At 40.3% G+C, this 18262-nt stretch carries 16 protein-coding genes and 1 pseudogene; 14 read left to right on the top strand and 3 right to left on the bottom strand.

Going from position 1 to position 18262, the window contains the following annotated elements:
* On the top strand, positions 1 to 285 hold the full coding sequence (qoxD, locus tag RRV45_RS11890) for a cytochrome aa3 quinol oxidase subunit IV (protein ID WP_315664906.1): 285 nt from the start codon (positions 1 to 3) through the stop codon (positions 283 to 285).
* A gap of 134 nt (positions 286 to 419) precedes the next feature.
* Here the strand turns inward: qoxD and RRV45_RS11885 are convergent, their stop codons facing one another.
* Positions 420 to 650: a hypothetical protein gene (locus RRV45_RS11885; protein ID WP_315664905.1), complete on the bottom strand. Its 231-nt coding sequence runs from the start codon at positions 648 to 650 to the stop codon at positions 420 to 422.
* Positions 651 to 890: 240 nt separating this feature from the next.
* Here RRV45_RS11885 and RRV45_RS11880 point away from each other — a divergent pair, with 240 nt between their 5' ends.
* A complete protein-coding gene (locus RRV45_RS11880) occupies positions 891 to 1886 on the top strand; it encodes a DoxX family membrane protein (protein WP_315664904.1) in 996 nt (331 codons plus the stop codon).
* 163 nt (positions 1887 to 2049) lie between these two features.
* The gene (locus RRV45_RS11875; RefSeq protein WP_315664903.1) at positions 2050 to 2946 is read left to right on the top strand and encodes a carbohydrate kinase family protein; all 897 of its coding nucleotides are present in this window, start codon (positions 2050 to 2052) and stop codon (positions 2944 to 2946) included.
* Between the two features lie 112 nt (positions 2947 to 3058).
* Here the strand turns inward: RRV45_RS11875 and RRV45_RS11870 are convergent, their stop codons facing one another.
* Together RRV45_RS11870 and RRV45_RS11865 are read right to left on the bottom strand one after the other, a co-directional pair.
* Positions 3059 to 3775 (bottom strand): 3-ketoacyl-ACP reductase, encoded by a 717-nt coding sequence (locus tag RRV45_RS11870; RefSeq protein WP_315664902.1) that lies wholly within the window; start codon positions 3773 to 3775, stop codon positions 3059 to 3061.
* A 191-nt stretch (positions 3776 to 3966) separates the two neighbouring features.
* Positions 3967 to 5169: an MFS transporter gene (locus tag RRV45_RS11865; RefSeq protein ID WP_315664901.1), complete on the bottom strand. Its 1203-nt coding sequence runs from the start codon at positions 5167 to 5169 to the stop codon at positions 3967 to 3969.
* Between the two features lie 365 nt (positions 5170 to 5534).
* On the opposite strand from RRV45_RS11865, the gene RRV45_RS11860 reads away from it, so the two are divergent.
* The 11 genes and pseudogenes from RRV45_RS11860 to RRV45_RS22105 all read left to right on the top strand — a co-directional run.
* The gene (locus RRV45_RS11860) at positions 5535 to 6173 is read left to right on the top strand and encodes a TetR/AcrR family transcriptional regulator (RefSeq protein ID WP_315664900.1); all 639 of its coding nucleotides are present in this window, start codon (positions 5535 to 5537) and stop codon (positions 6171 to 6173) included.
* A 154-nt stretch (positions 6174 to 6327) separates the two neighbouring features.
* Entirely contained in the window at positions 6328 to 7470 is a 1143-nt protein-coding gene (locus tag RRV45_RS11855; protein ID WP_315664899.1) for an acyl-CoA dehydrogenase, read from the top strand.
* An 18-nt stretch (positions 7471 to 7488) separates the two neighbouring features.
* Entirely contained in the window at positions 7489 to 9126 is a 1638-nt protein-coding gene (locus tag RRV45_RS11850) for an AMP-binding protein (RefSeq protein WP_315669020.1), read from the top strand.
* A gap of 64 nt (positions 9127 to 9190) precedes the next feature.
* Entirely contained in the window at positions 9191 to 10549 is a 1359-nt protein-coding gene (locus tag RRV45_RS11845; protein WP_315664898.1) for an acetyl-CoA carboxylase biotin carboxylase subunit, read from the top strand.
* A 13-nt stretch (positions 10550 to 10562) separates the two neighbouring features.
* Complete coding sequence (locus RRV45_RS11840; RefSeq protein WP_315664897.1) at positions 10563 to 10775, top strand: acetyl-CoA carboxylase biotin carboxyl carrier protein subunit; 213 nt, start codon at positions 10563 to 10565, stop codon at positions 10773 to 10775.
* Between the two features lie 79 nt (positions 10776 to 10854).
* A complete protein-coding gene (locus RRV45_RS11835; RefSeq protein WP_315664896.1) occupies positions 10855 to 11760 on the top strand; it encodes a hydroxymethylglutaryl-CoA lyase in 906 nt (301 codons plus the stop codon).
* Between the two features lie 667 nt (positions 11761 to 12427).
* The gene (locus RRV45_RS11830; RefSeq protein ID WP_315664895.1) at positions 12428 to 13966 is read left to right on the top strand and encodes an acyl-CoA carboxylase subunit beta; all 1539 of its coding nucleotides are present in this window, start codon (positions 12428 to 12430) and stop codon (positions 13964 to 13966) included.
* Positions 13967 to 14085: 119 nt separating this feature from the next.
* Positions 14086 to 14955 (top strand): proline iminopeptidase-family hydrolase, encoded by an 870-nt coding sequence (locus RRV45_RS11825; protein ID WP_315664894.1) that lies wholly within the window; start codon positions 14086 to 14088, stop codon positions 14953 to 14955.
* Positions 14956 to 15307: 352 nt separating this feature from the next.
* Entirely contained in the window at positions 15308 to 16852 is a 1545-nt protein-coding gene (locus RRV45_RS11820; protein ID WP_315664893.1) for a hypothetical protein, read from the top strand.
* 153 nt (positions 16853 to 17005) lie between these two features.
* A complete protein-coding gene (locus RRV45_RS11815; protein ID WP_315664892.1) occupies positions 17006 to 18040 on the top strand; it encodes a hypothetical protein in 1035 nt (344 codons plus the stop codon).
* 2 nt (positions 18041 to 18042) lie between these two features.
* A pseudogene (locus RRV45_RS22105) lies at positions 18043 to 18198 on the top strand (YkgJ family cysteine cluster protein); the annotation flags it as partial.
* Positions 18199 to 18262: the final 64 nt, after the last annotated feature.

The raw sequence follows: 18262 nt of genomic DNA, 5'->3' as shown, positions 1-18262 counted from the left end.
ATGAGTGAATTATTCCCGCGCAAACAAGTCATTGGTTTTGTATTTTCGTTAGTTCTTACTGCTGTGGCGCTTGCTGTTTACTTCTTTGATTTATCATTTGCAATGGGTATGACCATTCTATTAATAACAGCATTCGTGCAAGCAGGTGTTCAACTCGTTGTCTTTATGCACGCTGGTGAAACAGGAGACAAAGGTTCGATTTATACGAATATTTATTATGCATTTGCCATCGCCTTAGTGACCATTTTCGGTACGTTACTCATTTTGATTTGGGATATGGCATAAAATATGTAAGGGAGCGTCAATTATGGCGCTCCTTTATTTGTTTTAGTAAACGTTAAAGATTAATAGAATTGTACTTAAATATGAAATCGTCATGGCAAACTACCCCTAGATTTACCAGTGTTCGTTCTATCTCGCTAAAAAATTTTGATGCCCTTATCTGTTTTTTCATTCATTTCTTCTGTCGCAACGAAGAATACCCCTATAAGGAAGATAAAAATAGCCCCCATTACAGTTCCAATACCAATTCCTGTAACTATGCTGTAATCGCTTACAAAAAACCCGTATAAGAAAATTGCTATCCCAATTGCAAGTACTGTGTAACCAACAGATTTAGCAGCATTAAGTATTTTTAACTTAGAATCCATTTATTTCATCCCCCTTTTCATACATTATTCATTTTGTTCACAAATTTGTCAAATACTTTTTGTTAAAGAGGGAGGGACAGACTGTCTGGCAAAGTTCATTTGCAGAAGAATTCAAGTGTCACCTGTTTGTTATGTGATAAACTTCACATAAAAGTCAGTTTTAATCCATACGTAAAAATCATAATTGGGGTATATTATTAATGTATTCATCTTGTTTATATAGAGAAGAGGAGTCTTATAATGAAAAGGATATTTCAACTTCTATTATTGTTAGGCATCATATTTTCTCCGTTTTTTACGCATGCACATGTAAAGTGGTTCACAGAGGTTGCCCCTCTAAAAGAATCGATTGAAAATATATTATCGCCATTATTTATTTTGTTAGCCATTATCGCAGCAATTGCGTTGGCTCTACTGGCGATTATTATTCCAAAAACAACTGAATGGAGCACCATCAAGAAAATAGATAAAAGACTTTCTAGCTTAAGAAAGTACAGCAGAAATATTTTGAAATATGGAACTGCTGTTTCTTTAATCATCCAAGTATCAAACGGCACATTGTTTGCGCCAGAATTTCTACTCGAAAATACAAGCATTATAGTTCTGGTTTGGGTAATAATCGGATTATTGCTTATTCCACATCATATTCCCACAAAACTTGGGGCAGTTTTATTATTAGGCTTATTCGTATTTATAACAATTGATAACGGTATTTTCCACATGTTGGATTACGGATTTTATGTCGCCATTATTGGTGTCTTATTAGTAGGAAATACGAAACTAGAGGATATTGGTTTTCCTTTCTTATATTTAGGCACGGGTTTATCTCTATGCTGGGTGGCAGTTGAAAAGTGGGTATACCCAGCGATGACTTTAGATATCGTTGCAAGCCACAGTGTTCCAACTTTTGGTTTTCCGCCAGATGCATTTATTGTTATGGCCGCCTTTATTGAGTTCGTGGTTGGGTATTTATTAGTGGTCGGAATATTGAATCGGGTTTTGGGATTTGTTGTAACCGTTATATTTATCATGACAACCATGTTATTTGGTATGACAGAAATTATCGGTCATTTTATGATTCATATTGTATTAATCGTCTTTATAATTGAAGGGGTTTCCTTTTACAATCCTCCGATTAAAATGCATAATACTAAAGTCGATCAGTTTATCTTTGTATTTTTAAATTTTATCTTTGTTCTAGCTACATTTGTGTTAATATATTATCGGTTTGCATGATATAGTTGTTAAAAAGGTTCTGAGTTAATAGTTGTTCTACTAATATCATTACTAAACTGAACATGTCGCAGGCATGTTCAGTCTTTGTTCATAAACGATGTACTTACATAACCATTGTTGTTGAAAAAGGAAATAAATCAATAGTCCCCAAGGAGTAACCAAAATGAATAAAAATGGAATTATTTCATTCGGAGAGGTCATAGTAGATATGATTTCTCAAGATAAAACGAATAAAAATTTTCAGCCGTTCCTCGGTGGGGCAACGGTTAATTTAGCTGTAGGCGTGAAAAGATTAGGTGTAAAATCCTATTATCTTTGTAAAATAGGTATGGATGAAACAAGTGTATTCGTTGAGAAGGCCTTTAAAAAAGAGGAGGTTTGTCTCGATTATTGTGTGCGTTCTTCTACAAAGAAGATCTGTTTAGTGTATGTTCAGCAAGATAGTAGCGGTGATAGAGTGTTTCATTCATACGTGAATCCAACACCTGACGAATGGCTGACGGAAAATGAAATAGAGAAAGAGCTGTTTGAAACAGGAAAAATCTTTTATATTGGGTCGGGGACGCTTTTTCATGAAACAGCCAGGAAGACTACAGAAAAGGCCCTAGATTATGCAAAGGAAACCAATTTATTAGTAGCATTTGATGTAAATATCCGCCAAAAACGATGGGGATGCGAAGAAGAATGCAGAAACACAATTTGTTCATTCCTGAATCGAGCCGATTTAGTTAAGATGACAGAAGAAGAACTTCTATTTTTAACAGAATCGAAAGTAATGGATGAAGCGATTATTAAGATTAGTAAATTTAATATTCCATATCTATTTATTACAAAAGGTTCAGCTGGGGCATGTGTTTATTATGGTGGAAAAGAGTTATGTGTGAAAGGAGTGGAGGTACAAGCAATAGATACAACTGGTGCGGGAGATGCGTTTCTAGCGGCGTTATTATTTTGTTTTCATGAAAAAGGCAGACCCGTCACGGATGTACTAATGGAAGAGTTCATTCATTTTGCAAATCAAGCTGGTGCAAATGCGACCACTAGGATTGGAGCATTATAGTGGTTTTCTGTGGAATTAAAGAAAAAGGTTAATGTTTCAATTAAATTACAATAATAATAATCCACCTGGTCCGGTGGATTATTTTAATAAAATTTGTGCATTTTATGTATTATTACGGATTGGTCGCCCATAAACCTGCTGTTTTCACAAAAACTCGCGGATGCAGCTTTAAGCCCGCAACAATGAGCTCAGCGAGATCTTCTGGCTGCATGACATTGTCAGCATTTTCCTGAATAAGATTGTTTTCAATGGCTAAGTCAGTAGCGACAGTGCTAGGCGTTAAAGCTGTTACACGAATGTTATGCTTTCTAACCTCTAACATTAACGACTCAGTTAGCCCTAGCACTGCAAATTTGGATGCGCTATAAGCACTTGTAACGGGTGCTCCTTTCAGGCCGGCAGTTGATGCGATATTTACGATATCACCAGATTTCCTGTCAATCATGTCCGGTAGAATCGCTCTTGTCACATTATATACACCCATTAAATTAACGCGAACAATGTTTTCCCATTCCTCTGGTGTTAGCTCAAGAAACCCTCCAAATTTGGCTACTCCCGCGTTATTAATAAGAATATCGATTGTTCCTAGATCGGACTTAATATGGTCAACCGCGTGTTGAACCGATTCAAGATCTGCAACGTTAGCTGCAGCACCTGAAACCTTCACATCATATTGGTCCAATTCCGCACTGACCTTTTCAAGATTTGACATATTTAAACCGATTAATCCGATATTGACACCTTCTTTTGCTAATGCAATGGCAGTAGCACGGCCAATCCCTCTGCCAGCTCCAGTAATCAGGGCAGTTTTTCCGCTTAGTGAAATCATATGATCGCTCCTTAGAAATAACAAAATAATAATTAGGGCAATAGTAGATGCAAGAATTCGCCCATTCATTTATTATAGCGTAAAGGGTAAATTTAACAAAAAATCCGACCTTTAGCTAGAAGAGCTCAGGTGGATTATACGCCCGTTATTTTATCACAAGTGGTTTTTATTATATTCTTGTATCTATAAGCTCAGGATGATTTATCTTTTTTAGCATCTAATGTTACCATTTTCTTGCTCCCAATTAGATACAATAACAAAATAATAATCATAAAAGCTGCAGAACAACTAAAGGTCATACCGTACCCAACACTTTTTGCTAAGAATCCGAGGCCAACTGACCCAATGGCCAAACCAAAATCAATAAAAATAAGAAGCATAGAATTGGCTGTTGCTTTTTTCTCGGGTGGAACAAGAGTTAATGCCCAGGCTTGGATAATTGGATGGATGATGGCAAACGCGATTCCAAATAATGCCCCTGAAATCAAAACCATCACCATACTAGTAGAAAAGCCTAAAAGAATCAAACCTACAGCCCCTGAAATAGCGGCTGGAATAATAAGGATTCTGTGACCGAATTTATCGAAAATTTTACCAGAGAATGCTCGAAAAATGACCATCGCAATCCCCTGTGCGATAAAAAACTGTGAAATCCTTCCGCCAACATGGATCTCTTTACCAAACGCCCCCATAAAGTTAACTGTTCCTGCAATTGTCATATAATTTAACGATACCAAAATACATGGAAGAAGGACACGCTTATCGAACATGTACTTATAAAAAGGTTCATTATTTGTCGCCTGAGGACTTTCCTTTTCTTCTTTTACCGTTGAAGTCTTTGTGAAAAAACTGCACACAAGTGAAAAACACATAAGTCCGAGAGTTATCATCATCATCGACCTAAATGAATAATTTGCGAGATAGGAAATTGCGATTAGTGGCCCAATTGTCGTCCCAACGCTTGTAGACATTGCGAAAAAAACAATGCCCTCACCTAACCGAGATTTAGGAACAATATTACTTGATATTGTAAAGACTAAAATCGTAAGCATACTAAATCCGATACCTTGTAGTGCTCGAATGAATATTAAAAATCCGATTGATTGGTTTACAAAAGTGAGACCGATTGTACCCAAAAAATAAAGGAGAGAAATAATAAGCAGCAATTTCATATTCACTTTTTGGATAATGACACTTGCAAAGAAGCGCGTAATGAGTGATGCCAACATTAAGGTAGTGGTCATGATTCCTGCAATCGCAGGGTTATCACTAATAGTTGATACAAAAATGGGGAAACCTGCTGTAATCATATAAAAAGCACAAAACATTACTAAAGACAATAAAATAATAATTACATATTGGTTAGTCCATAGTTTAACTTTTTTTATACCCATGGTATTTAAGACCGCCTTTCAAGGCTATTTCTAAAATTAGTGGTAATTTATTAGTGAAAATTCCTTTTTAAACATGACAAGTTTATTTTTTCCTTATTATTAAAAATTATTTAGAGTTGTTTTCAATCAAAGTAAATCTAGGTACAGGCTGTATAATGTCTATAAGGGAAGATCGCTATTAAATTCTAACTTTTTTATAAAATGGTATTATCGTAGCCATTCTGTCATTAACCCAAAAAAACCCACATTCGCAGCGACTTTCTTTATCCCGTCGTTGTTCTTTTCTGAATATTATTGTCTTTTCTGAAATTTCAATTGATACTTCTAATCTGCTATGTTACTATATTTTTCAAAGGATGATGTATATGAAGAAGCTGCCACTCAAGGAAAGGATTGTTGAGACGGCACTCGTTATGTTTGAAAAGCATGGTTACCACGGAGTGACTGTTGGTCAAATTGTTGATGAGTGCGGGACGTCCAAAGGGGGGTTTTATCACAATTTTAAATCGAAAGATGAATTGCTTTATCACATCCACGATGTTTTTATCTCCTATGTTCTCGATAAAGCCAGAGAAGCATATGATAATTTTGATACACCTGTTTCTCGCTTATGTGCCATCATTCAATCTTTTACAAAAGTATTTGATTTATACAAACCTCATATTACAGTTTTTTACCAGGAAAGCACTTATTTAGTTGGAGACTTTTATCAGAAAATTAATGAAAAGCGTGATGAGTACCGGAAAATAATCGTTCAAGTGATTAAGGAAGGGCAAGTAAACGGCGATTTTCGCTCTGAAGTTCCGGCTGAAATCTCAACGATGTCAATTATTGGCATGATTAACTGGACATACAAATGGTTTAGCAAAGAAGGTCCACTGTCGATTGATGAAATTGCACTGGTCTTTAATGACTTGATACTTCATTCACTTTTAACGGAAAAGGGCATGAAGGATGAAGCAGTCAACACATATTTACTCAAAAGTCAGCCTCTATCATTCTAGCTGGCTATTAAAAAACAAAGGACAGACCGACTAGTCGGTATTTTCAATTGGAACAGCCAGTACAAAAGATCCGCACAACATGATCCCAATTCGAAGCATTATCTAAACTCTATGCAGACCAACTGGTCGGTCTTTAAAAAGAGGAGGAAAAAACGTGAATTTCGAATTAACGAATGAACAGCAAATGCTTAAGGAAATGGTAAGGGATTTTGCAGAGAAAGAAATCAAGCCATATGCAAAAGAAGTGGATGAAACTTCGCAAATGCGCTATGAAACTTTTAAAAAGCTAGGGGAACTTGGTTTACTGGGCATTCCTTTTCCTGAAAAATACGGCGGTGCTGGCGGGGATACGATGTCCTATATCATCGCAGTGGAGGAAATTGGGAGAGCATGCGGAGGAACTGGATTAAGCTATGCAGCAAACACCAGTCTTGGAGCGAGCCCAATTTATTATTTCGGAACTGAGGAACAAAAGCAGGAATGGCTTGTGCCGATGGCGAAAGGTGAAACGATGGGTGCCTTTGGTTTGACGGAGCCAAATGCAGGGTCTGATGCTGGCGGAACTAGAACAAGAGCTGTGCTTGATGGTGACGAGTGGGTCATTAATGGTGAAAAATGCTGGATTACAAATGCTGGTTATTCTAGGCAAGTAATTGTAACCGCTGTCACTGGGAAAAAAGACAACGGCCGCAATATTGTTTCTGCAATTATCGTGCCAACGGATGCACCGGGAGTAAGGATTTCCTGCAATTATGACAAGATGGGGGTCCGGGGATCCAATACGTGTGAAATTGTTCTTGAAAATGTGCGAGTTCCGAGGGAAAACTTGCTTGGCGATGAGAAAAAAGGCTTTAGCCAATTTTTATATACGCTAGATGGCGGAAGAATTTCGATAGCAGCCCTTTCTGTTGGCATAGCGCAGGCTGCTTATGAGAAAGCCCTTCAATATTCAAAGGAGAGGCAGCAGTTCGGGAAATCCATTTCTAACTTTCAGGCGATTCAGTTTAAATTGGCTGATATGGCGATGGAAATTGAATTGGCCCGCAATATGGTTTACAAATCAGCATGGCTTAAGGATCAGGGTAAACCATTTGGCAAGGAATCCGCCTTTGCTAAGCTGTATGCATCAGAGGCAGGTTTCCGCGTCTGCAACCAGGCAATCCAAATTCATGGCGGCTATGGCTATATGAAAGAATATGATGTTGAACGCCATTTGCGCGACATCAAATTAATGGAAATCGGGGAAGGGACGTCCGAAATCCAGCGTTTGGTCATTGCGCGCCATTTAGGTTGTTAATAGGCAGGAGGAATAATGATGACCGAATTGATCCGAAAAAGTGTAGGACAGCTTTTAGCAGACAGAGCAGAGGAAATGCCAGACCATGATGCCCTTGTTTATCCCGACCGGGGCCTGCGCTACTCATACCGTGAGTTTAATGATGTATGTGAGCAGGTAGCAAAGGGCTTAATGGCACTAGGTGTTCAAAAGGGAGAAAACGTTGCTGTTTGGGCGACAAATGTACCGGAATGGGTAAGCCTGCAATTTGGCTCAGGAAAAATGGGTGCTGTTTTAGTTACGGTCAACACGAACTACCGCTCCTCAGAACTTGAATATCTTTTAAAACAATCAGACAGCACTACTCTATTTTTAATTGAAGATTACAGAGGAAACTCTTATATTGATACTATTTATGACCTGTGTCCAGAACTGAAAACATCTGAACCTGGAAAGCTCGAGTCGAAGAGACTTCCATTATTGAAAAACGTAGTTATCCTTGGTGACAAGAAGTATGATGGGGCTTTTAACTGGTCCGATATCATTGAAATGGCTAGTCAGATCACTGATGAAGAATTAAAGAAGAGAATGGCCACTTTGGAGCCAGATGATGTTATCAATATGCAATACACATCTGGCACGACCGGTTTTCCAAAAGGAGTCATGCTGACACATAGTAATTTAACAAATAATGGGTATAACATTGCAAAGTGCATGGAGCTCACGAAAGAAGATCGGCTCTGTATTCCTGTTCCATTTTTCCATTGTTTCGGGTGTGTCATTGGTACGCTAGCCTGTGTCAGTGTTGGGGCAACGATGGTCCCTGTTCAAGAATTCGACCCTGAAACGGTGCTTCGAACAGTTGAAATGGAAAAATGCACAGCACTTCACGGGGTACCGACAATGTTTATTGCTGAGCTCAATCATCCTAATTTTGCAAAATATGACCTTTCTACACTTCGTACTGGTGTGATGGCTGGTTCTAACTGTCCGGTTGAAGTGATGAAGGCGGTTATGAACAAAATGAATATGACGGAAATTACGATTTGTTACGGCCAAACCGAAGCATCTCCGGTCATAACACAGACTCGGACAGATGATCCGATCGAGCTGCGGGTAGAAACGATTGGCAGAGCTCTTCCGAATGTGGAAGTAAAGATTGTAGAACCTGGAACAAGCAACGAACTGCTGGCTAATCAGCAAGGCGAGCTTTGCACGAGGGGCTACCATGTGATGAAGGGCTATTACAGGAATGATGATGCAACGAGGGAGGCCATTGATGAAGATGGCTGGCTGCATACTGGTGATCTAGCTGTTATGGATGAAAATGGCTATTGCCGGGTTACAGGTCGCCTGAAGGATATGATTATTCGTGGGGGAGAGAACATCTATCCACGGGAAATTGAGGAGTATCTTTACACCTATCCGAAGGTGCTTGACGCCCAAGTAATCGGGATTCCTGATGAGAAATATGGCGAAGAAGTAATGGCTTGGCTGATTTTGAAGGATGGCGAAACGGCAACTGCTGAAGAAATCAAAGAATATTTTAAAAACAAAGTGGCACGCCACAAGATTCCTAAATATATCTATTTCACAGATGCCTACCCTATGACCGCTTCCGGGAAAATCCAAAAGTTCAAGCTTCGCGAGCAATCTATAAATCTATTAACCATTTAATTAAGTGCTGTGGGCAAGTGCCCTATAACAACGATTAATCCAGCAACCGGAAGGAGTGATGTTCTTGTTTTCAAAAATATTGATCGCAAACCGCGGCGAAATCGCTTTACGGGTGATCCGTACATGCCAAAAGCTTGGAATTAAAACAGTTGCCATCTATTCAGAGGCTGATGCCGATTCCCTTTTTGTTCGAAACGCGGATGAAGCTTATTGTGTGGGCAAGCCACAAGTAAACCAGAGTTATTTGAATGTGGACGAAATAATTCGGGTTGCTAAAGAAAGTGGGGCAGAGGCCGTTCATCCAGGCTACGGACTTTTATCGGAAAATGCGGCATTTGCAGCTAGATGCAAGAATGAAGGCCTTGTTTTTATCGGCCCAGCACCTGAAATAATTGCTTCAATGGGCAGCAAAATCGAAGCGCGTAAGATGATGAAGGAAGCCGGAGTTCCGATTATTGAAGGGATCAACACTGCCCTTGCGGACGAAGAGGAAGCCAAATTGGCTGCCGAAAAGATCGGTTATCCTCTTATGCTGAAGGCATCTGCAGGCGGCGGTGGGATTGGTATGCAGCTCGTTCATTCGGAGGAAGAGCTTGTCAAAGCTTTCGCTGGCAATAAAAAGCGGGCTGAGTCCTTTTTTGGCAATGGGGCTATGTTTCTAGAAAAATATATTCCAGAGCCACATCATATTGAAGTTCAAATCCTGGCTGATACGTATGGAAATGTTGTCCCGCTTTGGGAGAGGGAATGCTCTATCCAACGCCGCAATCAGAAGGTAGTTGAAGAAGCACCGTCCCCTTTTATTAGCGAAGATACACGCTTGAAAATGCTGGATTCAGCTGTTTTAGCAGCAAAGCATATTGGCTATTCAAACGCAGGCACGATTGAGTTCTTAGTAGATAAGGAACAAAATTATTATTTTCTTGAAATGAATACAAGATTGCAAGTTGAGCATCCGGTTACAGAAGAAATTACCGGACTCGATCTTGTCGAGGAACAGCTGAAAGTGGCAACGGGTCAACTGCTTTCTTTTACCCGTGAAGAGGTAATACGGAAGGGGCATGCCATTGAGGTCAGAATCTATGCAGAAGACCCAAACACCTTCTTCCCATCACCTGGAAAAATAACCGAATTCCAGCTGCCTCACGGTGAAGGAATCAGGAATGAATGTGCAATTGAAGCAGGTTCTCAAGTGACACCCTTTTATGATCCGATGATTGCTAAATTGATAGCATGGGGCGAAACAAGGGATGAGGCTGCAGCACGAATGAAGACGGCTCTTGAAAATTATAAAATTGTTGGAATAAAGACAAATATCCCGATGCTGCTTAAAACTGTAACCCATGAGCAGTTTTTATCAGGTTACACTACGACCCAATTTGTAAACGAATATTATTTACCGTTCATTACATCAACTAAGTGAGGAGAAATGACAGATGGCGAAAATCGAAGCAAGTATGGCTGGAAATGTCTGGAAGGTATTAGTTAAAGAAGGTGACGAGGTGAAGGCGGGTCAAGACGTAGTCATCCTTGAGTCCATGAAAATGGAAATTCCGATTGCAGCTGAGGAAGATGGCATCGTGACAAAGGTCCATGCCCAGGAAGGGGAATTTGTTAACGACTCTGATTTGCTTGTAGAAACTGAGTAGGTTGATTATGGTCCACTGGCTTGCTATGCGAAATTAGAGTGGACTTGAAGAACGGTCAAAAAAGCATCCAGGGGGTGAAATGTTGAAACTTCCAGAAAAAGTCATAATTAAAGAAGTAGGACCTCGGGATGGATTGCAGAATGAAAAAATGCTCGTTCCTACGGAAGATAAAATCTCATGGATTGATTCTCTATCAGAAACGGGGCTCTCCTACATCGAGGTCAGCTCTTTTGTCCACCCTAAATGGATTCCTCAGCTAGCGGATGCCTATGATGTGCTTAAGACGATAAAAAGAAAACAGGGCGTCACATATGCCGCCCTTGTTCCTAATCTTAGAGGACTTGAACGTGCGCTTGAAGCCGAAGTCGATGAAGTGAGCGTCTTTATGTCCGCAAGCGAGGGGCATAACCGGAGCAATATCAATAAGTCAATGGAAGAAACATATCCTATTCTTGAGGAAGTAGTCAAAGAAGCAAAGCAGGCTGGAAAATCTGTTCGAGGCTATGTGTCTACAGTGATTGCCTGCCCGTATGATGGGGCCATTGCCCCATCAAAGGTTAGGGAAGTGGCGGACCGACTGTTTTCGATGGGCATTGATGAGCTTTCGCTCGGTGAAACGATTGGGGTTGGCGTGCCAAGTCAGGTGGAATCCCTTTTGGAAGAGCTTTTGCCGCATTTTGATTCAGGAAAGCTTGCAATGCATTTCCATGATACAAGGGGAACGGCACTTGCCAATATAGTCAAATCCCTTGAAATGGGCATTACCATTTTTGACAGTGCGATTGGCGGATTGGGCGGCTGCCCTTATGCGAAAGGTGCATCAGGAAATGTCGCTACAGAGGACTTGTTGTATATGCTTCATGAAATGGGGATTGAAACAGGGATCAACCTTGATCAACTTTTAAAATCGGCCCTGCTGATTGAAGGAACACTTGGAAAGCGATTAAAAAGTCGGCAGATGGATATATTTCACGCGGAAGAGTAAGAGTGCATCTCGTGATTGACGGTATTTTTAATAGTGTTCGAGTGAAAAGACGTACTTTGAATTGTTCATGGAGAGCATTTTGATGAGGTTCAGCCGAAAACGCTCACTATGGATCGTTCATGAAGAGCATTTTGATGAGGTACAGCCGAAAACACGCACTATGGATTGTTCATGGAGAGCATTTTAATGAGGTACAGCCGAAAACGCGCACTATGGATCGTTCATGGAGAGCATTTTGATGAGGCACAGCCGAAAACGCGCACTATGGATTGTTCATGGAGAGCATTTTGATGGGGCACAGCCGAAAATGCGCACTATGGATCGTTCATGGAGAGCATTTTGATGAGTTTCAGCGAAAAAACGCGCACTATGAAGTGTTCATGGAGAGCGTTTAGATGAGTTTCAGCGGAAAACACGCACAATGAAACACTCATAACGCGCATTTTGAATGGCCCAAGTAGAAAACACTCACTATAAAAAGATCATAACTCATGTTTTGATTAAATTTAGTAGAAAACAGTTGCTATACAAATATAAATTAAAAACTTCTACCATAACCTGAAAAAGTGGTATATGGAGTTCCGTAAGTGGCATGTTACTTCGAATCGATTCTGTTGAGGCAGTCTTATTAGGTTCAGCAGTTGTAGAAATTTAAGGAGGGTGCAAGATGAACGAAACTGAAGCAAAGTCCGAATATCAAATAAAAAAGAATTCTGTCCTGCAGGGCGGACATGAAAAATACCATGAAAAAAACCAGGAGAAAGGGAAACTCTTTGTTCGTGAGCGCCTGAATATGCTGTTTGATAATGGTTTGCAGGCAGAGGATGGGATGTTTGCCAATATCCTTGCTGGAGATCTGCCGGCTGACGGTGTTGTCACTGGAATTGGTAAAATCCATGGACGCACTGTTTGTGTAATGGCGAATGACTCGACCGTTAAGGCCGGTTCCTGGGGAAAAAGAACGGTAGAGAAAATTATTCGCATTCAGGAGACAGCTGAAAAGCTTCGCTGTCCGCTTCTTTATTTAGTTGACTCTGCCGGTGCCCGTATCACTGATCAGCTTGAAATGTTTCCGGGACGCAGAGGGGCGGGAAGAATTTTTTACAATCAGGTTAAGCTTTCAGGAAAAGTGCCACAAATTTGCTTATTGTTTGGACCTTCAGCAGCTGGTGGTGCATACATCCCAGCATTTTGTGACATTGTCGTCATGGTTGAAGGTAATGCCTCCATGTACCTTGGATCCCCACGCATGGCTGAAATGGTAATCGGTGAAAAAGTAACGCTTGAGCAAATGGGCGGCGCCAAAATGCATTGCTCTATTTCTGGCTGTGGAGATGTGCTTGCAAAAACCGAGGAAGAAGCCATTGCCTATGCCCGCAAATATTTAACTTATTTCCCTAATAATTTTTCCGAAAAGCCTGCAAAAGCGGAAGCAAAAGCACCAGCAACATTCGAAAAAACAATTGAGGAACTGATTCCGAAAAACCAAAATGCGCCGTTTGATATGTATCAGCTGATTGATCGCTTAATTGACGAGGGATCCATGTGTGAAATCAAAAAGCTGTTTGCCGCTGAGTTAATTACATGTCTTGGTAGGATTAATGGACAGCCAATTGGGATCATCGCTAACCAGCCGCGTGTTAAAGGCGGGGTACTCTTCCATGACAGTGCAGATAAGGCAGCGAAATTTATCAACCTTTGTGATGCCTACCATATTCCGCTCCTGTTCCTTGCTGATGTGCCAGGTTTTATGATTGGTACAAATGTGGAAAAAGCAGGAATCATCCGCCATGGGGCGAAAATGATTTCCGCGATGAGTGAAGCGACTGTTCCGAAGATGACTGTTATTGTCCGTAAGGCATACGGGGCTGGATTATATGCAATGGCAGGTCCTGCTTTTGAACCGGACTGCTGTATTGCGCTTCCGACAGCTTCAATTGCCGTTATGGGTCCTGAGGCCGCGGTCAATGCCGTTTATGCGAATAAAATCGCTGAACTTCCGGAAGAGGAAAGAGCTGCCTTTATTGCCGAAAAGCGTGAAGAATACCGTGAAGATATCGATATTTACAGACTCGCTTCCGAATTGATTATTGATGATGTTGTTGAGCCAAACCATCTGCGAGAGGAACTCGCAGCTAGACTGGATGTTTATATGTCAAAATATCTCGTATTCACTGAGCGCAAGCACGGAGTTTACCCTGTATAAGGCGTAACAGAGGGACAGGAACCCTGTCACGATTTATAATGGGAGAAGGGGCCGGGTCTGAAGTACAATGATTCATAATCGGCCCCTTCAAAACGCTAAAGCTTTAGGGGGATAAGGATATGGCAATCCAAGAAGGGTTTATTGAAGTAACGGGCGGAAAGGTCTGGTATCAGTATCATGATAGCAACTCAAAGAAAACACCAGTGATCATCTTACACGGAGGCCCTGGCTCGTCACATTATTCATTGCAAGGATTAAGAGTACTGGCGGATGAGCGACCGGTTCTTTTTTATGATCAATTGGGCTGTGGGAAGTCAGACCGGCCTAATGATGAATCATTATGGACGATTGATCGCTTTGTTGAGGAATTGGGGCAGATCAGAAAAGCTCTATCACTTGATGATATGCACATTCTTGGACATTCATGGGGGACGACATTAGCTGCTGCTTATTTATTAACAATACCTGAGGGAGTCAAGAGTGTCATTTTTTCAAGTCCGTGTTTAAGCGCACCGCTTTGGGCAGAGGATCAAGAACGAAATCGCTCCTTATTGCCGGAAGATATTCAAGCTACGCTAAGGGAATGTGAGCAAAATGGGACAACCGATTCAGAAGAGTACCAAGAGGCAACTACAGAATTTAACAAGCGGTTCGTCTGCCGTCTTGATCCTTTCCCGGAATTTTTAAAACAGGGAGCACAGTACAAAAATCCAGTAGTGTACAATATCATGTGGGGACCATCAGAATTTCATGTTACCGGTAATTTGAAAAACTTTGATTGCACGGCTCGTTTGAATGAAATTCATATCCCAGCACTATATACATGTGGCCGTTATGATGAAGCAACTCCACAATCAACGGAATATTTCAGCAAACTCACTCCGAAAGCGAAATTCCATGTGTTTGAGAACAGTGCTCATATGCCTTATATAGAGGAAGAGGCAGAATTTTTGAAGGTGATACGTGCATTCTTAAATAGTGTGGAATAACAATTAAAAAAATGAAGCCTATAAACTCAGCTATTGGATCGGGCATGAATCAATCATGTTCGGTCCTTTTCATTTTTTTCCTAAAATTTATATCGGCAGTAGAAGTGTTTTTATGGGAAGCGAGTCATATAGGGAAATTCCCAGTATAAATATACCCCTTTTCCTTACCAACAATTTGAGATTCTATGGAAAAATAGGAAAAAAGTTTTCATTTTTTTATTAAAGGTTGTAAAATGTACATAGACTTTCAGACTATAAGGTTATATATTGGAAAAATAATCTAATCTAGACCCCTTAAAAAAATGATACATATAAACCTAATTTGACTTCTTCTTGAAAGGATCTCACTATTATGACTAAAAAAGAAGATAAAAAGAATCATAGCGGTCCCATTGATTCCGTCATCGGATCAGCAACAACTGAAAATGTCGAAAGATTTGGCCGGGCAGCATCGGAATATTTGAAGGGTTATAAAGGTATTGTGGATGATAGTGGGAATATCGTGAAAAAAGGACTTAAGCATGTTTCAGAGTCCAATGTTCATCCTGACTATCAATACCAAAATATCAAACAGCAATCTGGTTTTTCCGCTGAAATACATTACACTGATCGTACAAATGCGGAAAATATTATAAATCGAAATCCGGAGCGTGTACATCGCTCTAATGATATAGGCAGAGGTAATGATCCCGTATTTGATATTTTGTCAGTAGATGATCACGGGAACCCAACCTGGGGTGCGCAAATGAAGTTTTGCGGAAAGTTTAGTACCCCTGAAGAGATTAAGGCAAGCTCAGAGGATCTTGTTAAAAAAATGACTGGAGATAAATGGGAAAGATACAGAGGAAACAAAGTTTTAGTGCCAAAAGAACAATACGATCTAGCAAAAAAGTATGCAGAGGACACTGCCAAAAGCTTGACTGAACAGGCAGATAAATTTAGACAACAAGGGCATCTAGAGAAAGCTGATTTACTGGATCAAAAGGCACAAAAATACCTGCAAGTATCCAAAGATTTAGAAAATAGCGGGATTACATCAAAGGAAGCTCTTTTTATTCGTGAACATCCAAAGTTGGCTACTGCCAAATATGTAGCCAAAACCGCTCATCGTTCAGGAATGGAAAATGCAAAGAGTGCAGCAATCATATCAGTCGCTATTTCTTCAGCCCAAAATGTGACCAGTCTTATTCGTGGAGACAAAAGTGCTAAAGAAGCGGTGAAAGATGTTGCCAAAGATACGGCTAGCGGTGCTGCCACTGCTTATGTCATCGGAGCAGGGGATACGGCTATCAGAGGATTTATGGCAGCTAGTAAAAAGAGTGTGTATGTTCATTTGTCAAAATCGAATGTGCCAGCGATGATTGCAACAACTACCGTTCAAGTAAGTAAATCACTGATTCGTTATGCGAAAGGTGAGATTGATAGTCTTCAGCTCGCCGAGGAATTAGGGGAAAAGGGAACAGGGATGATGGCAGCGAGCTTTGGGGCTGCTATTGGAACAGCCATTTTTCCTGGGGTTGGAACAGTGGTTGGCGGGATGGTTGGCTATATGACAAGCTCTACCATCTACCAGGCTTGTATGCAGGTTTTACATGAAGAGCAGCTTTCACTAGCAAGAAGGAACCAAATTCATTCGATAGCAACAGCAGCAATTGAGGCAATGGAATTGCAAGGAAAAGAATTATTAGCATTAATGAATGAATTTTATTCGAATAGATCAAAAGTGTTCTCAGAAGGTCTATTAAAAATTGATTCCGCTGCGAAAGAGGGGAATTTGGACCTATTTACAGCTGGCCTTAATCAAATTGCCCTTGAAATGGGCGGAGCACTGCAATTTAAAGATTTTAATGAATTTAATCAATTTATGTTGGATAACGAAGCCGTTTTAGAATTTTAAATAAGGCTATGTTAGGTAATTGATGTTGAATTCGCCTTTTGTTTGCAAGTGAAAGGGTTTTATTCGAGACGAAAACAAGTGAGAACATGTGTACATGGCGGTTTGTTATTTAAATCGCCTTTAAATGATAAATTACAACTGGAGGAATTAGATATGCCACTACCACTAGTACCGGCAATTATTGCAGGAATAGCCGCAGCTACGGCAGCAACAGGAGTTAAAAAAGGTTTAGATGCAAAACGTGATATGAATGAAGCAAAATCTCTAAACGCAACTTCACAAGAGATGGCCAAGGAAGCTGAAAAGTTTATTGAAATGGCAAAAGAGAATACGAATGAGGCAATTACTAATTTAGGTCAGGAAAAAATAAGAATTTTGACTACATCTATTAATGAATTTGTTATTCACTATGAAAAAATTAAAAATATTAATCTCAAAAATAGTGAAGGGATTGATGAATTGAAAAATTTCAATCCTACTAGTGAAAGCTTTAAACAATTAAAGGAGGCATCCTTTGAAGCAAAGCAAGTTGCGATAAATGGGATTGCTGCAATTGGATCCGGAGCTCTCCTTGCATATGGAACGTATAGTGTTGTTATGGGAGGACTTGGGGGTCTTTTAGTAACAGCTACTACGGGAACGGCTCTTACATCCTTGACAGGTGTTGCAGCAACAAATGCAACATTAGCTTGGCTTGGTGGCGGGGCATTAACAGCTGGTGGCTTTGGTATGGCAGGTGGAATGGTTGTATTAGGCGGTTTAGTAGCAGGGCCAGCGCTTGCTATTGGGGGAACGATTTTTGCTAGCCAAGCTAAAGCTGCCTTAAATGATGCTTATGGAAATTTTGATAAGGCTAAGGTATTCAAGAAACAGGCGAAAAATATCGGCATAGCTTTGAAAGGGATTTTTACACGTGCGAATCAATTAACGGAGCTACTGCAAAAATTAGATATCCATTTTTCTAAGGGAGTAACAGAAATGAAGGATATTATAAACCGTCGAGGTCTGGATTGGCAGGATTACACAATGCATGAACAGCAGGACATTTATAAATGTGTCCAGCTAGCGCAGACAATTAAGCTGATACTAGATGCCCCTTTATTGAAGCAGGAAGGCCAATTAGATGAGGCTACCGATAAAGTTCTTGAAGATGGAAATAAATATCTGCAAATGCTTTCACAAGTTTAGAGATGTTTCAGTGTGATCAATGTGGATTATGCTGTAAGGCTGTTGGTGCATCTGAGATCTATCAGCATTTAGATCGTGGAGATGGAGTGTGCATCCACTTTAATTTGGAGACGAACCATTGCAATATCTATGAAAATCGACCACTTATTTGCCGGATAGATGACGCCTATGAGGCATTTTTTAAAACAAAAATCTCGCTGGATGAGTACTACAGGTTAAATT

Source organism: Bacillus sp. DTU_2020_1000418_1_SI_GHA_SEK_038 (assembly GCF_032341175.1).
GTDB lineage: Bacteria > Bacillota > Bacilli > Bacillales > Cytobacillaceae > Cytobacillus.
The sequence above is the reverse complement of the archived record's forward strand: the minus strand, read 5'-3'. Positions and strand labels throughout refer to the sequence as shown.

Excerpts from the sequence above, each read along its gene's own strand:
- RRV45_RS11870 (WP_315664902.1), bottom strand. The coding sequence starts at position 3,775 with ATGATTTCACTAAGCGGAAAAACTGCCCTGATTACTGGAGCTGGCAGA.
- RRV45_RS11825 (WP_315664894.1), top strand. The coding sequence starts at position 14,086 with ATGGCAATCCAAGAAGGGTTTATTGAAGTAACGGGCGGAAAGGTCTGG.
- RRV45_RS11835 (WP_315664896.1), top strand. The coding sequence starts at position 10,855 with ATGTTGAAACTTCCAGAAAAAGTCATAATTAAAGAAGTAGGACCTCGG.
- RRV45_RS11830 (WP_315664895.1), top strand. The coding sequence starts at position 12,428 with ATGAACGAAACTGAAGCAAAGTCCGAATATCAAATAAAAAAGAATTCT.
- RRV45_RS11820 (WP_315664893.1), top strand. The coding sequence starts at position 15,308 with ATGACTAAAAAAGAAGATAAAAAGAATCATAGCGGTCCCATTGATTCC.
- RRV45_RS11880 (WP_315664904.1), top strand. The coding sequence starts at position 891 with ATGAAAAGGATATTTCAACTTCTATTATTGTTAGGCATCATATTTTCT.
- RRV45_RS11840 (WP_315664897.1), top strand. The coding sequence starts at position 10,563 with ATGGCGAAAATCGAAGCAAGTATGGCTGGAAATGTCTGGAAGGTATTA.
- RRV45_RS11885 (WP_315664905.1), bottom strand. The coding sequence starts at position 650 with ATGGATTCTAAGTTAAAAATACTTAATGCTGCTAAATCTGTTGGTTAC.
- RRV45_RS11815 (WP_315664892.1), top strand. The coding sequence starts at position 17,006 with ATGCCACTACCACTAGTACCGGCAATTATTGCAGGAATAGCCGCAGCT.
- RRV45_RS11860 (WP_315664900.1), top strand. The coding sequence starts at position 5,535 with ATGAAGAAGCTGCCACTCAAGGAAAGGATTGTTGAGACGGCACTCGTT.
- RRV45_RS11850 (WP_315669020.1), top strand. The coding sequence starts at position 7,489 with ATGACCGAATTGATCCGAAAAAGTGTAGGACAGCTTTTAGCAGACAGA.
- qoxD (WP_315664906.1), top strand. The coding sequence starts at position 1 with ATGAGTGAATTATTCCCGCGCAAACAAGTCATTGGTTTTGTATTTTCG.
- RRV45_RS11875 (WP_315664903.1), top strand. The coding sequence starts at position 2,050 with ATGAATAAAAATGGAATTATTTCATTCGGAGAGGTCATAGTAGATATG.
- RRV45_RS11865 (WP_315664901.1), bottom strand. The coding sequence starts at position 5,169 with ATGGGTATAAAAAAAGTTAAACTATGGACTAACCAATATGTAATTATT.